This is a genomic window from Mucilaginibacter sp. (genome assembly GCF_965277465.1).
Classification (GTDB): domain Bacteria; phylum Bacteroidota; class Bacteroidia; order Sphingobacteriales; family Sphingobacteriaceae; genus Mucilaginibacter.
In genome coordinates this window covers 173,101-189,929 of record NZ_CBDICW010000002.1, presented here as the reverse complement: position 1 = coordinate 189,929, position 16,829 = coordinate 173,101, and the positions used below count along the sequence as shown (strand labels likewise).

Genomic DNA, 16,829 nt, shown 5'->3' with positions numbered 1-16,829 from the left:
ACGCAACAATGGCTTTTACACGCAATTAGGGGCCGCTAAATTAAATAAATGAAATGGTATTTTGTTAATTACCTTTTCTAATGCCCATATCTTCTTTACCTGCTGCGGTGTTAACAGGTATTTAGTAGCAAAACAGGCTTGTAAAATGGTGTTTCTAAGTTCGCCCTGGTATAAACCGTAGCGGTTTGTATAAAATATAAGCGAACCGTTATCAACTCTATTATACTTAAAAATACTATCAAGCGTCCGTTCATTATGGATTATGGTTTGGCCCATTTCTAATTTTTTACGCTCAAATTCCTTTTCCAAAGCCGTTAATTTAGCCACCTGGATAGGGCTAAGATCCAGTTCCTTTTTGTATTTAAGGGCCTTTTGAGGCAGCGGGTAATGGTTTAATTCTGCTGCTTTAGCCATGCCATAGGTATCCTCGCCATTAAAAAGGGCAGTATACTGCTCGTCGGTTAACGTTTTTACAGTTGATTTTTTTATAACCACGCTATCCGGCTTTTGCGCCTTAACATTTACAGAAAAAATCAGGAGTGCTAATAATGGGAATAGTTTCAGCATAAAATATTCTTAACTAAATTGCAGGTTAATATTTATTTCCCCAAAGGAAACAATTAAAAATATAACCACACTATGCAGATGTGGTTTTTGTAAAAACAAGTACTAAACAGGTCGGGTAAAGCTCCTATGTAATTTTTCTATTGCAATAACGAAATGTTTAGTTCAAGAAAATAATATTGCTACATTGTCGTTTCAAAAGCACCTAACCTTTTTGAATGCGACGTATATACCTGTTAATACTGCTTACGGCTTTTTTCATTACCGCTAAAGCGCAAAATCATGGCGTTGTAAAAGCTGTTCTTTTAGATTCATTAGATAAAAAACCTATCCCCTTTGCCACCATATCCGTTTTAAAACTAAGGGATTCTGCATTGGTTTCTTATACCATTACAGATAAGAACGGGGCATTTACCTTACGAAACCTGCACGAGGAACCCTCACGGTTACTGATCTCGCATGTTGCCTATCAAAATTTACGCATTACCCTTAACTTTAAAAAGAACCCGGTTATTGACCTGGGCAACCTGTATCTTTCGGCAAAGCTGCTGAAGGAAGTGATTGTAAAAGGCGAGCGCGTGCCCGTCATCATAAAAAAAGATACGATTGAGTTTGATGCCGAAGCTTTTAAAACCCGGCCCAATGCCGTGGTTGAGGATCTGTTAAAAAAACTGCCCGGCGTACAGATTGACCTTGATGGGCATATCACCGTTAACGGAAAAGATATATCAAAGATAAAGGTTGATGGGAAAGACTTTTTTATTAATGACCCCAAAATAGCTACCAAAAACCTGGATGCTGATATGATAGCAAAAGTGCAGGTTTATGATGACCGTGAAAATGACCCCGACCATTTGGTGCCCGACTACGAGGTTAAAAAGATCATTAACCTGAAGTTTAAAAAGGCCTTTAAAAAGAGCATTTTAAGCAACGTTGGTGCAGGCGCAGGCACGCAGGACAGGTACGATGCAAGGGGATTCTTCAGCAAGTTTCAGGATGATCTGCAGATAAGTGGCAACATAAACAGCAATAATTTAAGCGGAACGGATTTTGTAAACTCCGGTGTCCGCATGTCTGGTTTTGGCGGGGGCAGCGGGATCAGTACTATGACCATCGGCTCACTTAATTTTAACAAAAACCTGGGCAAAAAAATAAAACTAAACATCAACTATGAGTTTAATGACAATGTTACCAATAACAATTCGACCTCAAAAAGGCAGCAATTTATAAGTGATACTACTTTTAATACCTTCTCAACCAGTATACAGCACCAAAGCTCAAATAACCAGGGCATGCATATACAAACAGAGTGGAAAATTGACTCGGTTACTACGCTTAAATTTAACCCCGATCTTAGTTATAGCTATAACAGCAATCAAAACACAGGCAGCAGCATCAGCTCAAATACCTTTGTACCACTGTTAAATACAGCTGTAAATGCCGACCATGGCAATAGCAACAGCTTCCAGTACCAACATAATTTAAATTATTACCGCAGGTTAACTAAGGATGGCGCATCGCTGAATATCACCAACGTATTATCCGTTCACCCGGAAAACAGCCATGATATTAGTGCTAACGATCTGCTATCCTACGTAGCAGCGCTACAGTCTGATACGTTAAGGCGGTCATCAAAAAACACCAACAGGCAAACCAGCGTAAATTTGAGTGTGGGTTATCACCTGCCCATCACCAAAAAGCTATCAGCAAATTTTACGGTTACCGGCCTGCACGACCGTAATGCCGGCGACCTGCTTACTTACGACCAAGACCCCAAAACAGGTTTATACACCATTTATTTGCAGGATCAAAGCAGCAACCTGATCCGCGACCAATGGCAGCAAACCATTCAGCCCGAATTAAAGTATGATTTTACAGATAAAATTTCTTTTAAATTAGGTTTAGCCACACAACTGCAACAGATCAGTAACCACTTTAACAGCTATACTAATGATTTAAATCAGCACTTTGTTTACCTGCTACCTACTGCCGAGCTGCACCTATCAAAAGTAAACCTTAGCTATAGCGCCGATGTTAGGCAACCCGGTATTAATGATCTGCAACCCATTACCATAGTTTACAGCCCGCTGTTTAGTTTTATTGGCAATCCTAACCTTAAACCCACCAGACTGCAAAATTTCGGGATAAATTACAATAACTACATATTTCAAAACCAGTTATATATGAATTTCTCGTCGGTTGTTACGATTGAAAGTAATACCGTAGTGAGGGAGCGAATGGTTACTGCCGAAGGTGCCGAGGTTACTACCCCGATAAACCGTAACGGGCGCTTTACCGCCAGCGTGAACGGCAATATTGGTAAAACATTTAAAAAGCAAAATAAATGGCAGATCTCAACCCAAAGCTATGTTAATGCGATAATGGGGCATAATTTTTTTGAGGTGAACCAGCAAAGCGGCTATCAGAATACCAAGGCTTTAACGCTATCAGAATATTTTACAGCCAACTGGAATGATATATTTGAGCTAAGACCCGGGTACAGCATTAATACGGCTATTACCAAATATCAGCAGGTTGACTATAAAAGCACCAGCTATACCAGCCAAAAAGCAGAGCTTGGCGTTGACCTGTTTTTACCGCAAAAGTTTGTTTGGGATATTGATTATGCGTATAAGTACAACCCACTGGTGGCGCCGGGTTTCCAAAAAAACTCGAACATATTAAGCCTTTCAATAACCCGGCGCATACAAAGTAAAGACAAAGGCGAACTCAGGCTTAGCTGTTACGATCTGCTAAATCAAAGTGTAAGCTCCTACCATTACGCATCAGAGAACACGGTTAATGATATTCAGAACCAGCTATTAAAACGCTACTTCCTGTTAACTTATATCTATCACTTTAAATCATTCGGGAATTAGTTTGAGGCATTGTATATTTTATATTTAAGATACTACATGTTTCGTTTGAAAATGATTTCTTGTTTTTAAGATTGCTGTCATCTTGGTACTCGAACCATGACAACCTATACAACACTTCCCTTCCTGACGAAAAGGATAAGCACAGAGGCCTTTGCCCGTATGCTTCGAGAGCCTCAGCATGACAGGCCAACCGGATCATTTACCATAAAAAACAAAAAAGCCCTGTAAAGCAAGTATACTTTACAGGGCCTAAGTATCATCAATAGTTATTACTCAACTACCAAAGTAGCTATTGAGTGGGCCAGGCTGGTTGTTTTGGCAGCTTTACCTTTTATCCATAAACTATAATCAATATTATCGTCGGTTTTATTCATTACTACAACGGCAAGTTGGCCATTTGGGTTGATATATGCGGTAGTTAATAACTTATCACGACTGGCTACACAGGCTATACGTTTAGCACCGGGCTGTATAAATTTTGAGAAATGCCCAAGGTAATAGTATGAGTTGGTATAAATCAGTGTACCGTTCCTTAAATCGGCATGTACGGGTGCAAAGCAAAAGTTGCCTACGTGGTTTGGACCGCCTTTTTCATCAAGCAGGATGTTCCAGTCGGTCCAGCCAACGGTGCCTGCATTAAAATCATTGATCATTGAAAGACCATATCTTTCTCCCAAAGCCCAGTCATGCAGTTTGTCGAAATCAAATTTCTCTACACAGCCTTCGGTAAATATCAGGTGCTTACCCGGGAAAGCTTCGGCAACGCGCCTGGTGCTTTCAAAATCCATTCCGGCACCAGTCCAGGTTTCGTACCAGTGGAAACCTACACCCCAAACATATTTGGCAGCTTCCGGATCTTCTAAAATGGTGCTGGCACGCTGATAAATTAAATCGCGGTTATGATCCCAAACAAATAGCTTTTTGCCCGACAGGCCTGATTTGTATAATGTGGGACCTAAAAAGTTTTTGATAAAATCGCGTTCATCCTCAGCAGTATACAGGCATGATTCCCATGATTGGGTGGCCATTGGTTCATTCTGTACCGATAAGCCCCAGATAGGCATGCCTAATTTCTCGTAGGTTTTTATAAACTTAACATAAAAGTTTGCCCAGCTTTGATCGTACTCATGTTTAAGTTTACCACCATGCAATACATCGCCATTGGTTTTCATCCATCCCGGCGGGCTCCAGGGGGTAACAAACAACGTTAGTTTGCCGCCTGCTGTTGCCATTGCTTCTTTTATAAATGGGATGCGGTATTTTTTATCGTGGCTAACATCAAAAGTTTTAAGGGCCATATCGCCATCCTTAACGTAACTATAGCTGGCGCTCGAAAAATCGCAGCTCTGGATATGGGTACGGGCCAGTGTATAACCAATGCCTTTATCCTTATCAAAATAGGCGGTCATAAATTCCTTTTGCTTATCCTTTGGCAGCTTATAAAAAGTTTCGGCAGATGCATCGGTAAGGGCGGCACCTATACCTAACATGGTTTGAAAGGTTTTTGAAGGATCAACAAAAACCGATAGTTCGGTTTCAACAGGCTGCGGATGGTCAGTAAACTTAAGTGTTTCTGTTTGTGTTAGCTTATTCTCGGTGTTTTTGGCGGTAACATATACTTTTACCGTTTTATTTGCTGCCGAGTATGGGGCAGCCTTTTGAGCATCCGCATTTTTAACGGCAAAAAGAATAATTGCAGCAAAAATAAGGCGCGTAGAAATTGATCTTATTTTCATAATTAATTTAATAAATATATTATTGGTGCTTATGGCTGGTTTATAATAGCCAAATCTATTAAAGATAATCAGATTTTAAACACCTGCAGCTTATTAAATAATTGATTTTTAACTGCTTGCTAATTAAATGATACGCTTTAATACCAATAAACTACTGATCAATAAATCTCATTATCAACCTATTCGGTATACTTAATAAATTTCAAGTTTTACTTTTGATGCGTTTAAGCATCATTTTAAAATTAAGGCAGCATTTAATAATCAATAGCCTCAATTTCAAAAAACGGATATTATACTATCCGGAATTTTTTAATAATAATTGCAGCAAGGCAATTGGAATTATTTGTAAAAGATAGCATGCGGAGTTAAACGCGGTCATATTTTTCGGCTTCATCATCAGTGAGCCATAAATAGCGTGATTTGTTGCACTTAGCGCAGAAGTATATTTTTATTGGCAAAAAGGATAATACGCCGCCAAAAAACCAGCCCGATTTAATGGGGAAGTGAAATATTGCACCGCATTTTTTACACCTAAGGTATGGTTTATCCATAATGTACTTACGATAAAATTTTACTTACGGTTGTCTGATTTCTAAAAAGAATAAAAAATATTGCTTGCTTTAAATTATTCTCCTTAACAAAAAAATAAGCGGCCTAATCCTTTAACCAAATTAGAATATTGAAAGTATTTTTACCAAACAGGCTCAATGAAAAACAAGTTTAGCATATAACTGTAATCAATAAAAAACATTAATGGACCAGTTAAACCTTTTTGGCAACACTATACCGCCAGCATTACCTGCCGACCTGCTTACCTATTACGCTGCTGTATTTGACGCAAAGCAAAGTATTGCGCTGATGAAAACATTTATAACCACTGTACCCTGGCAGCAGCAAATAATCAGCATGTATGGTAAACAGGTGGCAACGCCAAGGCTAACAGCATGGTATGGCGATAAGGGGAGCGATTACACATTTTCGGGAACTAAATTTGACCCTATACCGTGGACAGATGAATTATTAGAAATTAAAGAAACTGTTGAAAAAGTTGCAGCTACCCGGTTTAACAGTGTACTATTAAACTATTATCGCGATGGTAACGACTCGGTTGCCTGGCATAGTGATGATGAATACGAATTAGGAATAAAGCCTATCATAGCATCGGTTAGCTTTGGCCAAACCCGCCGCTTTGATGTTCGGAAAAAGGCGGACCATCAAAGTAAATATTCGGTTGAGCTGGAAAACGGCTCGCTGCTGTTAATGAAAGGCGATTTGCAGCATAACTGGGAGCACCGGGTAGCAAAATCAACCAAACAATTAAAAGAGCGGGTTAATTTAACTTTCAGGATAATCAGCAAATAGTTTAACCCCGGGCAATTACCCCAACACGCTGTCTATTGTATATTTTTTTATAATATCGTGTAGTTCGCTGGGTTTAAAGGGCTTGCACAGGTAATCATTCATGCCGCTTTCAACTATTGATTCCCAAATATCACCCACCAATGATGCTGTTATGGCAACAATAGGGATCATGGCCTGCTCATTACCGGGCATAAGCCTTATTTTTTTCGATGCCTCATAACCATCCATTACCGGCATCTGCAGATCCATCAACACCATATCATATTTTTTTGATGGAAACATTTGCAGGGCCATTTCGCCATTTTCTGCTACATCGCATTCTACTCCCCATTGCTGTAAATAACGCTTAACAACTAATACGTTTACAGGGTTATCTTCGGCCAATAAAAGCCTTACTCCGTTTAGTGCCGTTGAAGTTTTGTAATCCAGTTTCCCTGATGTATCCACTTGTTTGATGTTACCTTTTTTAAATTTTAAAATAAAAGAAAACGCCGATCCTTCCCACTCCCGGCTTTCAATATTGATCTTTCCACCCATTAAATTAACCAGCTTGCGGCAAATGGCCAGCCCTAAGCCTATACCGCCAAATTTGCGGGTGGTTTCTGAGCTTGCCTGGGTAAATATTTCAAAAACATAATCCTGCTTATCTGCAGGGATACCTATTCCTGTATCTTTTATTTCAAACTTAATACTAACGTTATCCGCATCCTGCCCGGCCTCATCTATACTTATGGTAACCCCACCTGCCGAAGTAAACTTAATGGCATTATTAACCAAATTGGTAATAATCTGCCCAAGCCTCACAACATCGCCTTTTATAAATAGTGGTAATGATGGTGCATAGTTGAGTGTTAGGCCTATTTTTTTATCATTAACCACCTGCTTGTTGATGGTATAAATATTTTCAAGCAGTTCCTTCAGATTAAAATCAACAGATTCTAAATTAACCATCCCCTCCTCAATTTTGCTGAGGTTTAAAATATCATTGATAATGACCATCAGGTTATCTGCCGAAAACTTTAACAGCCGCAGATATTCCTGCTGATCCTCGCGCGGGTTTTCCATCAGCAGATTACAAAAGCCAATTACCGCATTCATCGGCGTGCGAATCTCGTGGCTCATTACCGATAAAAATCTTGATTTGGCAAGCAGGGCAATCTCTGCATCTTCTTTTGCCTTTATCAGCTCCTTGCGGGCCATTATCTTTTCGGTAATAAGGTCAGTAAATAAAATTATCCCGCCAACCTGCCCCGGTGCCTCGTACCAGGGTTTTATCTCCCAGCGCAGCCATTCTATTTTACCATCGCGCCTGGTAAAAGGGTCTTCCTCCATTTTAAATGATTCGCCGTTGAGGCAACGCCTCATATAGTCTTTCCACTCTTCGGATATTTCATGAAAAACTTCAAGATGATTTTTACCTATAATGGTTGCTACATCAATATTGTATGATCGCATCCAGATCTTGCTGGCGGCTATATAATTAAATGATCTGTCGAGCATGGCAAGTGCAGCTGGCGCAGCACCAATAAAAGCTTCTAACTGGGCCTGTTTCATGCGCAGCTTTTCTTCCGTACGCTTCTGCTTGCTAATATCCTGAAATATACCGTAAACCCGCTTGCACTGCCCGTTCTCAAACTCCGGCTGCCCAATGGTGCGGGTCCAAAGCTCTTCGCCGAGGGCATTAACCACCTTTAGTTCCAGGTCATAAGGCTTACCCTCTGTATACGCTAAATGAAATGCTTCCTGTAACTTAGGCTGATCTTCTTCTTTAAAAAAATGGATAAAGTTGCCTCGCTCGGGTTCAAAATCAGGTGGAACGCCAAAAATACTCCTGGTAATCGCTGTCCAGTTCACTTTTTGGGTATCCATATCAATTTCCCAGGATCCAATCATTGCGGCCTGATTGGTTTTATTTAAAAAGCCTTTTATGCGGGTAAGCTCACCTAATAATTCACGTTGCCGGGTAATGTTTACGTAATTACCCATCATTAACAGAGGCTCGTTGTTTAAACCCCACTGCAGTATTTTTCCGGTAAACAAATAACATTGCGGATCGCTGTTATCGTCAAGCAGCCATATCTCCTGTGCAAATGGTATTTCTGCATGGCTTTCAATATGGCGTTTTATCTGGCTGCGCAGCAATTCAAGTCCATCGGCAGGTATTTTACTGTGCAAGCCATTGCCTCCATTTAAATCCTGCTCGTCATACCCTAATCTTTCAACAAGGCCGGGATCATTGAAAGGTATTTCTCCTTTCATGTCCCACTCCCAGTAACCTGCTTGTAGATCAGTCTGCAATAAATAATTTTCAGATATACGCATACCAAATAATTAACCCTCAAACTTATTTGAGAGTAAATAAAACATGAACGCCCTGACTCTTAAACTTATCGCACAACCAATCGGTTAACCGGTTGTTTTAATCTATAATTAATTAGCAAACTGCCAAAATTGTATGCCCCAGATAAAGCATTACACAATAATAATAATAAAATTTAAAAAAGCAAACCGTTAAAACACCCTTTTTTTGGGTGAAAAACACCCTGTGGGAATATTGAATTTTATTAACAGCTAATTAATTAGTTATTGCTTATTAACTTTTGGATAACAGGCCATACATTAGCCGCTATTATTTTATAGCCTTCGGCAGATGGGTGCAGTTTGTCGGGAAGATTAAGATGAGGCTTTCCGGCTACCCCATCTAAAAAGAATGGGACCAGCGCCATTTGGTTATTATTTGCCAGCGTGGTATAAATATCACCAAACTGTTTGGCTGCAGTGGCATTTATAAAGGCAGGTATCTGCATCCCCATCAGGGCAAATTTTACTCCCGGATACTTTGCCTTTACCTTATCAATTATTGCCTGCAAATTGTTAAGCGTTGTTTGCGGCGCAATACCGCGGATAATATCATTAATACCCAACTCCAGCACAAATATGCTGATGGGCTGGCTTAGCCAATAATCTATCCGCCTTAAGCCCCCGGCTGAAGTATCGCCACTTAAGCCTGCGTTAATAATACTATAATTTAGTTTTTCATCAGTTATTTTTTGACCGATTAGTGCCGGGAAAGATTCTGCCGCGGTGTTCCTTAGTCCGTAACCGGCGGTAAGGCTATCGCCAAAAAATAAAATTTGCTGCATAATAGCTGAACCTTAATTTAACATTTATGTGTGGATAAAATTGATTTTTTTGTTTTGCTTTACCGTGAAAATTTAAAAACAGATGATCGTTAAATCCCTCATCTTTTAATTTAGCCTGTAAATATGAAGGATATTCCGGTTCACCAGTTAAGAGACAGGCAAAAGTTGGGTCTTGAAATAAAACAATTCGTGCAGGGCGAAACCCCAAAGGATATTGAAACACTTGGCGCACACCGCGATGACCATTACCTGTTTTTTTTAATGGAAGAAGGAACAGCCTCGCTGATGATCGATTTCAGGGAGGTGATATTTAACAGCAATGTGCTTTATTATATACTGCCGGGCCAGGTACACCACCGTATCCGTAACGAAGGCTCGGGAGGTTGGTTTTTAGCGGTAGATACCATGCTGGTAGCACCCGCTTACCGAAACATATTTGAGAACCATCTTTTATTGCAGCAACCCTATTATCTATCGGCTACACAATTAGCACAGTGCCAAACCACACTTAACCTGCTCCGGGAAAAATATACTGAGGACGAGTTGAGTCCCTTTTTTATCCAGATTGTTCATTCCCTGCTGCAATCATTTTTAGGGATGGTGGCAGGCTGTTATAGCCAGGTTTATAAATCAAATCAGCAGGCATCCCGCCCTGCACAGCTTTCGCAGGAGTTTAAAAAACTATTGGTAGAGAATGTACGCACGCTGAAAAGCCCATCGGCATACGCCGAAAAATTAAATGTATCAGAATCTTATCTGAACGAGGCGCTTAAAAAAGTAACAGGCTTTTCAGTAAGCTACTGGATATTACATGAAGTTATGCTGGAAGCTAAGCGGCTGTTGTATTACAGCCTGCTGAATGTAAAGGAAATTGCGCACGATTTAGGTTACACAGATCATGCTTATTTTTCGCGTTTATTTAAAAAGTCTACAGGCACAACACCTTTAATATTCCGGGGCAATTACCGTAAATAGTCCAATCATTACCCCAAAGCAGCCATTTCAAAAGCTTGTTTAGGCCCGTTTCTTTGTAGTATCAAAACATATCACATGGAAACATCCACTATTGATAAAATAAAAAAGAAAGCCTCCCGCCTGTTTGAAAACCAGCTGCTGCTTAGCGGCAGCGTATTGGAGGTGCGCAAATGGGAGCCTTGCACCATGATTGAAATAGACCTGCACCTGCCTTTTGCCGATATAGCGCAATGGACGGATGTACCTTACATAAAAATTAAAGTTAACGACTTTACCTACCGCGATTACACCCCATCGTGCTGGGATGCTGAAACACGTACCTGTAGTTTATTTATTGATGCCGCACACAAAGGCCCCGGTAGCGAATGGGCACAGCAGCTTAAAAAAGGCGATGCTATTAACTACCTTAAAATTAAACCCACGCACCAGGCACCCGTTGGTACACCCGCCATTATTGCCCTTGGCGATGAGAGCAGCCTTGGGCACTTACTGGCCTTACAGCAAATGGTATTACCCGCAACCCGTTTTTCGGGCGCTATATTAATGGCTGATGAACAGCACCGGGGCTTATTCCGCGAATACTTCCGTTCGCCATTGCAGGCCATTGCGCGTAATGATATTTATGGGCACCACAGCCTGATACAATGGGTTATTGAGCAGCAATACACCTTAGACAATACTGTTTTTTATGTAACCGGTAATGATACCATGGTTATACAGCTGCGTAAAATGCTGCGGCAGCAGGGCTATGCATCGGGTCAGATAAAGGCGCAGGGATTTTGGTCGTAATTTTGTGCTGGCTTGATCGCTGCTGATAATTAGCCTGATAAGCTTATCTTTATATCACCAACTTAAAACCACCATGATAAAAAGAACAGCCATTGCTTTATTGCTTGCTATAAGCCTTAGCTATGCAGCAAACGCCCAGCAATTAAACAAAGCCAAATTAGACAGCTTTTTTTATGCCCTAAGCACCAACAATAAAAGTATGGGTAGCATTGCTATATCAAGCAATGGGGTACTGGTATATCAAAAAGCAATTGGCTATAGTGGTATTAATGGAGATGTAAAAACACCATCAACCATAAAAACCAAATACCGCATAGGCTCAATTACCAAAATGTTTACCGGCACCATGATATTTGAGTTGATTGAGGAAGGTAAGCTTAATTTTACCACGCCGCTATCAACTTATTATCCGCAGGTGCCTAATGCTGCAAAAATTACTATTGGGCAAATGCTGCACCACCGCAGTGGGCTACATAACTTTACAAGCGATTTTAAGTACAACACCTATAAGGGCCAGCCTAAAACCGAGGCCGAAATGCTTGCCATTATTGAAAAACAACATTCGGATTTTGAGCCTGGCACCAAAGCTGAATACAGCAATACCAATTTTGTTTTGCTGGGCTATATTGTTGAAAAAATAACAGGGAAGCCTTATGCCGAAGAATTAAAAAAACGCATCACTTCAAAAATTGGCTTAAGAGATACCTATTATGGTGGGCCGGCAAACATTGCCAAAAACGAGGCGCGCTCTTTTACTTTTAAAGAATTATGGAAGGCTGAGCCAGAAACTGATATGAGCATACCCGGCGGCGCAGGAGCCATCGTTTCGACACCGGCAGATCTTGATCATTTTATTGAAGCCCTTTTTGCCGGCAAGCTGATAAGCAAAAGCAGCCTTGACAGCATGAAAACCATAAAGGATGGTTATGGTAAAGCCATATTTGCAATACCATTTTATGCTAAAAAAGGATTTGGACATAACGGTGGTATTGATGCGTTCTCCTCATTGTTAATTTATTTTCCGGAGGATAAGATAGCGATATCGTATTTATCAAACGGACGCACGTTTTCAACAAATGATGTATTGATAGGTGCGCTGACTATTTACTTTAACATGCCGTATAATATTCCTGAATTTAAAAACATCCAGCTAAAAACAGAAGATCTGGATAAATACCTCGGCAACTATTCAAGCAGCCAGATCCCTTTAAAAATTGCGGTAACCAAAAACAATACTACTTTAATTGCACAAGCCACCGGGCAGGGGCCGCTTGAACTGGAAGCTACTGATACCAACAAATTCATTTTCAGGGCGGCCAATATAGTTATGCTGTTTGATCCTGCTAAAAAAACATTTAACCTTGCACAAAACGGGCAAAACTATTTATTTACCAGGGATAATTAACAGGCATAAAAAAAGCGGACATTCTCAGTTGTCCGCTTCCCCCCATTTGCCTTGCGGCCGGGTTTTTCTTTATTAAACCAATTGTATAAAGAGCTGTTTATTTTTTCAACACCAGGTATGTATAGGGTTGAAAAGTATATTGCGTATTTAAACTTACACTTGCATTGGTAAAGCCATTTGTCCAGGTTGAATTTTGCAAACCTGCCGGGATGCTGAAGTTGACCACACTGTTGCGGGCATTTACCAGGATAAGCACATCATCAGTACCTGATTTTTTCTCGAAAGCAATCACATCAGCATTGTTATAGGCCGTTAAGGTACCTGTTTTAATAGCCTCATGTGCCGCGCGGAACGCGATGATCTGTTTATAACCAGCTACCAGGTCAGGGTTGGCAGTATAATCAACTGGCACATTGGTAAATATGCTGATGCTGCCCGGGTAACCAACTTCCTGGCTATCATATATTAAAGGCACGCCATCCATATAGGCTGCTAAAACAAATGCAGCTAATGCACCTTGCTTGCTATTATAAACTTTAAGTGTGCTGCCATCAGACGATGCATCATCGTGATTGGTGGTGTATCTTAACTTAGTGCCTGTAGATGGGATGGAAGCAATTTCATTACTATTGGTAGTAAAAATAGTACTTGGGCTTTGTGTGCCTGCAAAAATTCCTTTCAGCGTACTGTAATAACTAAACCCATAATCCAACTGAAAGCCTGAAGATATTTCGGCACTGGTGGTACCCTCGGCCAAATAGATCAGCTTATGCGTTTTTATGGTGTTCAATGTATCTAATGCCTGTGTCCAAAAGTTTGATGGCACATTATCGGCAAAGTCGCAACGGTAACCATCAATATTGGCCGTATAAACCCAGTATTTCATGGCACGGATCATAGCGGTACGCATATCTGTATTGTTAAAGTTCAATGCAGCAACATCGGTATAAGTAGTGCCGGGAGGGATAATTATATTTCCTGATGCATCCTGCTGATACCATGATTTATTGGTGATCCAGGCGTTATCCCACGAGGTATGATCGGCAACCCAATCAAAAATAACGGCCATGTTACGGCTGTGGGCCTGCGCAACTAAGTTCCGCAGATCATCGATAGTACCAAAATTGGCATTAACACCTGTATAATCCTTAACTGCATAAGGCGAACCTATTGCTTTAAGCACACCTATCGGGTAGGTTGGCATTAGCCAAATTACATTAACCCCTAATGCTTTAATAGAATCAAGCCTTGCTGTTACACCGCTAAAGGTTGCAGGCGTGTAGGTTTGCATATTTACCTCGTACATTACCATATCCTTGGTAGCCGGTACGCCGGTAAAAGGTGTACCGTATTGGGCCGGATCCTGATAAGTATTTGGGGGCGTAACCACCACCGGTGGCGGCGTTACGGGTGTTACCGCTTTTTTGCTGCAGCCCATTAACGATGCTGCAAGCGTGATAAGTAATAATAAACTGTTCATTTTAAAATTTTTCCTGCTAATCATATCCACCTTTTCTTCTTTTTATTTAATAATTTAATTGAATGCGTTCTGTATTGTTGCTTATGGTAGTGTACTTAACCACACAGTTTTCTGTAGGGTAAGGACTATCGGCGGCGGCTGTACCAAGAAAAGCAAACTGCCCGTCCTGTAGCTGAAACTTATCGTTACCCGCCTGTAATGATGCCGACTGTTCAAAGCCGTGCATGATTAGTTTGATGTATTTAAAGTGTGATTTATAACTGCCTTCGGCCTTATCAAATGTAAGCGTATGCTTTACAGGATCAAACATAATTAACCTTTTATAAAAATCACCTTTTTGATAATTAAAGGTTTTGCCATCATCCTCATAATAAACAAACGTATTAGCGCTGTTGCCATTATAAACATGAATAGCCAGTGTATCTGTTGGCTGCTCGGCTGTGGTTTGTATTAATGATTGCATTGGGATGATGCTGCCGCCTTTTACATAAATAGGCAGTTTATTAATGGTTAAGGGAATTATTTTTTCCTGTTTACCTTGCTCCTGTGCGCCGGTGTACAGATCGTACCAGGTTCCTTCGGGCAGGTAGATCTTTCCAAAATCGCGGGTGCTTTCAAATGGTGTTACCATAAAGGCGCTGCCAAACTGGTACTGGTTCTGGAACGCCGCGGTTAATACTTTGGGGTCAAACGTATAATTGATGGCCAAAGACCGCATTACCGGGATCCCATTGGCCGACGACTCATAAAAAGTAGAATATAAATAAGGCAGCAACTGGTAACGCAGGTTGATATAACTGCGGGTAACATCCAATGCATCTTTACCAAACGTCCACGGCTCGGCCGATTTGGTGTCGCTGGCGCTATGATTCCTGAAATATGGGATAAACGCCCCTATCTGCATCCAGCGGGTATATAAAGGTATGCTTGGGCTACCTACAAAACCACCAATATCCATAGCGGTAAATGATACACCGCTTAAGCCAAGGCTGTTTAATAAACGTACGCCTAACAGCATGTGGTCATCTTCGGCACGGTTATCACCTGTCCAGATGGCCGAATATCTTTGCAAACCTGCATAGCCAGATCGTGATAATATAAAAGGACGTTCGCCAAATTTCTCTTTCGCACCCTCGTAGCTTGCGCGCACCATTTGCATTCCGAATACATTATGCGCCTCAAGATGCGTGGTTTGCCTGCCATCATAATCAAACAATATATTATCAGGTGCCTTTTGCCCCCAGGTGGAAAACTCGTTCATATCATTCCAAATCCCGCTAACGCCCGATTTGGCGAAAAAATCAACTTGCTTGTGCCACCACTCGCGGCCCTTAACGCTGGTAAAATCAGGGAAATTACACCAGCCCGGCCATACTTCGCCGGTATAAGGCTGCCCGTCGGGGTATTTAATATATATGCCTTCTTTTAATCCACTTTCGTAAGCCGGTGCACCTTTTTCAACTTTAATACCGGGGTCAACAATCACCGTTGTTCTGAAACCCAACTTCCGCAGCTCGGCATTCATACCGGCCGGGTCAGGGAAACGGCTTTTGTTCCAGGTAAACAGCTGGTAACGGTCCATGTAATGAATATCAAGGGTAATACCATCGGCAGGGATATGATTTTCGCGCATGGTATGTGCAATACGCATTACCTCAGTTTCGGGATAATAGCTATACCTGTTTTGCTGGTAACCCAGCGCCCACATTGGCGGCAATGGCATACGGCCCGTTAAATAGGTGTATGAGGTAATAATATCGGCCAGGCGCTTGTGATAAATAAAATAATAATTCATCTCGCCGCCACGTGCACCAAATGATGAAAAGCGGTTATTGCTGGCACCAAAATTAAAATCTGATTGATAGGTATTATCTAAAAAGATGCCGTAGTTAACATCATGATGGATACCAATATAAAACGGGATGGTTGAATATAAAGGATCCATCGCGGTGTTATAAGCATATACATCCGAGTTCCAGTTGGTATAGCCCTGTCCTTTTCTGTCAAGGTTGCCTGTTTTTTCGCCTAAGCCAACAAAGTGTTCGCCATCCTGCATTTTTTTATAGGTAGTAACCGCCTGGTTTACCCATGATGTTGTTAAACCGGTTTCATCTTCGTTTATCAGTTTACCCCCGGTGGTGTAAAAGGCAACTGAAAATGGTTTTTTGTGGATAACCATCCGCAATGAATCGGTCAATACATCAATGGTATTATCATTTTGGCTGATACTGACCTTTGAAGGCATTACCTTACCAACTACCGCATAAGAAAAATCGGGCTGAAATGGTTTATTATCAATCCTGACACGGATAACCGATGGTGTATAAACGGTAATGTCAGCATAAGCATTCTCCGTTTTCAGGGTAATTTTTTGCTGATCTGTTTTAACAGAAACAACATTACCCATATTGGTTACCTGGCTGTGCTGGCCAAAACTTGTTTGTACCCCAAACAGTAAAAGAAGCAGAAAAAGAACAGGATATTTTTTTGTCATGT

At 41.0% G+C, this 16,829-nt stretch carries 12 protein-coding genes; 5 read left to right on the top strand and 7 right to left on the bottom strand.

Features of this window, described 5'->3' with window-relative positions; translation table 11 throughout:
• Positions 1–15 precede the first annotated feature (15 nt).
• Positions 16–567: a hypothetical protein gene (locus ACQY4U_RS13085; protein WP_428329891.1), complete on the bottom strand. Its 552-nt coding sequence runs from the start codon at positions 565–567 to the stop codon at positions 16–18.
• A 215-nt stretch (positions 568–782) separates the two neighbouring features.
• On the opposite strand from ACQY4U_RS13085, the gene ACQY4U_RS13080 reads away from it, so the two are divergent.
• The gene (locus tag ACQY4U_RS13080; RefSeq protein ID WP_428329890.1) at positions 783–3,443 is read left to right on the top strand and encodes an outer membrane beta-barrel protein; all 2,661 of its coding nucleotides are present in this window, start codon (positions 783–785) and stop codon (positions 3,441–3,443) included.
• Positions 3,444–3,712: 269 nt separating this feature from the next.
• Here the strand turns inward: ACQY4U_RS13080 and ACQY4U_RS13075 are convergent, their stop codons facing one another.
• Both ACQY4U_RS13075 and ACQY4U_RS13070 read right to left on the bottom strand, forming a co-directional pair.
• On the bottom strand, positions 3,713–5,179 hold the full coding sequence (locus tag ACQY4U_RS13075) for a glycoside hydrolase family 30 protein (RefSeq protein WP_428329889.1): 1,467 nt from the start codon (positions 5,177–5,179) through the stop codon (positions 3,713–3,715).
• A gap of 365 nt (positions 5,180–5,544) precedes the next feature.
• Positions 5,545–5,730: a hypothetical protein gene (locus tag ACQY4U_RS13070; protein WP_428329888.1), complete on the bottom strand. Its 186-nt coding sequence runs from the start codon at positions 5,728–5,730 to the stop codon at positions 5,545–5,547.
• 202 nt (positions 5,731–5,932) lie between these two features.
• Here ACQY4U_RS13070 and ACQY4U_RS13065 point away from each other — a divergent pair, with 202 nt between their 5' ends.
• Positions 5,933–6,541 (top strand): alpha-ketoglutarate-dependent dioxygenase AlkB family protein, encoded by a 609-nt coding sequence (locus ACQY4U_RS13065; protein ID WP_428329887.1) that lies wholly within the window; start codon positions 5,933–5,935, stop codon positions 6,539–6,541.
• 15 nt (positions 6,542–6,556) lie between these two features.
• On the opposite strand, the gene ACQY4U_RS13060 is transcribed toward ACQY4U_RS13065, so the two are convergent.
• On the bottom strand, positions 6,557–8,863 hold the full coding sequence (locus tag ACQY4U_RS13060; protein WP_428329886.1) for an ATP-binding protein: 2,307 nt from the start codon (positions 8,861–8,863) through the stop codon (positions 6,557–6,559).
• Positions 8,864–9,120: 257 nt separating this feature from the next.
• A complete protein-coding gene (locus ACQY4U_RS13055) occupies positions 9,121–9,684 on the bottom strand; it encodes an arylesterase (RefSeq protein ID WP_428329885.1) in 564 nt (187 codons plus the stop codon).
• A 123-nt stretch (positions 9,685–9,807) separates the two neighbouring features.
• Here ACQY4U_RS13055 and ACQY4U_RS13050 point away from each other — a divergent pair, with 123 nt between their 5' ends.
• The 3 genes from ACQY4U_RS13050 to ACQY4U_RS13040 all read left to right on the top strand — a co-directional run bounded on the left by ACQY4U_RS13050 (position 9,808) and on the right by ACQY4U_RS13040 (position 12,853).
• Positions 9,808–10,659 (top strand): helix-turn-helix domain-containing protein, encoded by an 852-nt coding sequence (locus ACQY4U_RS13050; protein ID WP_428329884.1) that lies wholly within the window; start codon positions 9,808–9,810, stop codon positions 10,657–10,659.
• 75 nt (positions 10,660–10,734) lie between these two features.
• Entirely contained in the window at positions 10,735–11,448 is a 714-nt protein-coding gene (locus ACQY4U_RS13045) for an SIP domain-containing protein (protein ID WP_428329883.1), read from the top strand.
• Between the two features lie 73 nt (positions 11,449–11,521).
• A complete protein-coding gene (locus ACQY4U_RS13040; RefSeq protein ID WP_428329882.1) occupies positions 11,522–12,853 on the top strand; it encodes a serine hydrolase domain-containing protein in 1,332 nt (443 codons plus the stop codon).
• 97 nt (positions 12,854–12,950) lie between these two features.
• On the opposite strand, the gene ACQY4U_RS13035 is transcribed toward ACQY4U_RS13040, so the two are convergent.
• Both ACQY4U_RS13035 and ACQY4U_RS13030 read right to left on the bottom strand, forming a co-directional pair.
• Positions 12,951–14,333 (bottom strand): alpha-amylase family glycosyl hydrolase, encoded by a 1,383-nt coding sequence (locus tag ACQY4U_RS13035; protein ID WP_428329881.1) that lies wholly within the window; start codon positions 14,331–14,333, stop codon positions 12,951–12,953.
• 46 nt (positions 14,334–14,379) lie between these two features.
• The gene (locus tag ACQY4U_RS13030; RefSeq protein WP_428329880.1) at positions 14,380–16,827 is read right to left on the bottom strand and encodes a glycoside hydrolase family 31 protein; all 2,448 of its coding nucleotides are present in this window, start codon (positions 16,825–16,827) and stop codon (positions 14,380–14,382) included.
• Between the last annotated feature and the right edge of the window lie 2 nt (positions 16,828–16,829).

Excerpts from the sequence above, each read along its gene's own strand:
- ACQY4U_RS13085 (WP_428329891.1), bottom strand. The coding sequence starts at position 567 with ATGCTGAAACTATTCCCATTATTAGCACTCCTGATTTTTTCTGTAAAT.
- ACQY4U_RS13080 (WP_428329890.1), top strand. The coding sequence starts at position 783 with ATGCGACGTATATACCTGTTAATACTGCTTACGGCTTTTTTCATTACC.
- ACQY4U_RS13075 (WP_428329889.1), bottom strand. The coding sequence starts at position 5,179 with ATGAAAATAAGATCAATTTCTACGCGCCTTATTTTTGCTGCAATTATT.
- ACQY4U_RS13070 (WP_428329888.1), bottom strand. The coding sequence starts at position 5,730 with ATGGATAAACCATACCTTAGGTGTAAAAAATGCGGTGCAATATTTCAC.
- ACQY4U_RS13065 (WP_428329887.1), top strand. The coding sequence starts at position 5,933 with ATGGACCAGTTAAACCTTTTTGGCAACACTATACCGCCAGCATTACCT.
- ACQY4U_RS13060 (WP_428329886.1), bottom strand. The coding sequence starts at position 8,863 with ATGCGTATATCTGAAAATTATTTATTGCAGACTGATCTACAAGCAGGT.
- ACQY4U_RS13055 (WP_428329885.1), bottom strand. The coding sequence starts at position 9,684 with ATGCAGCAAATTTTATTTTTTGGCGATAGCCTTACCGCCGGTTACGGA.
- ACQY4U_RS13050 (WP_428329884.1), top strand. The coding sequence starts at position 9,808 with ATGAAGGATATTCCGGTTCACCAGTTAAGAGACAGGCAAAAGTTGGGT.
- ACQY4U_RS13045 (WP_428329883.1), top strand. The coding sequence starts at position 10,735 with ATGGAAACATCCACTATTGATAAAATAAAAAAGAAAGCCTCCCGCCTG.
- ACQY4U_RS13040 (WP_428329882.1), top strand. The coding sequence starts at position 11,522 with ATGATAAAAAGAACAGCCATTGCTTTATTGCTTGCTATAAGCCTTAGC.
- ACQY4U_RS13035 (WP_428329881.1), bottom strand. The coding sequence starts at position 14,333 with ATGAACAGTTTATTATTACTTATCACGCTTGCAGCATCGTTAATGGGC.
- ACQY4U_RS13030 (WP_428329880.1), bottom strand. The coding sequence starts at position 16,827 with ATGACAAAAAAATATCCTGTTCTTTTTCTGCTTCTTTTACTGTTTGGG.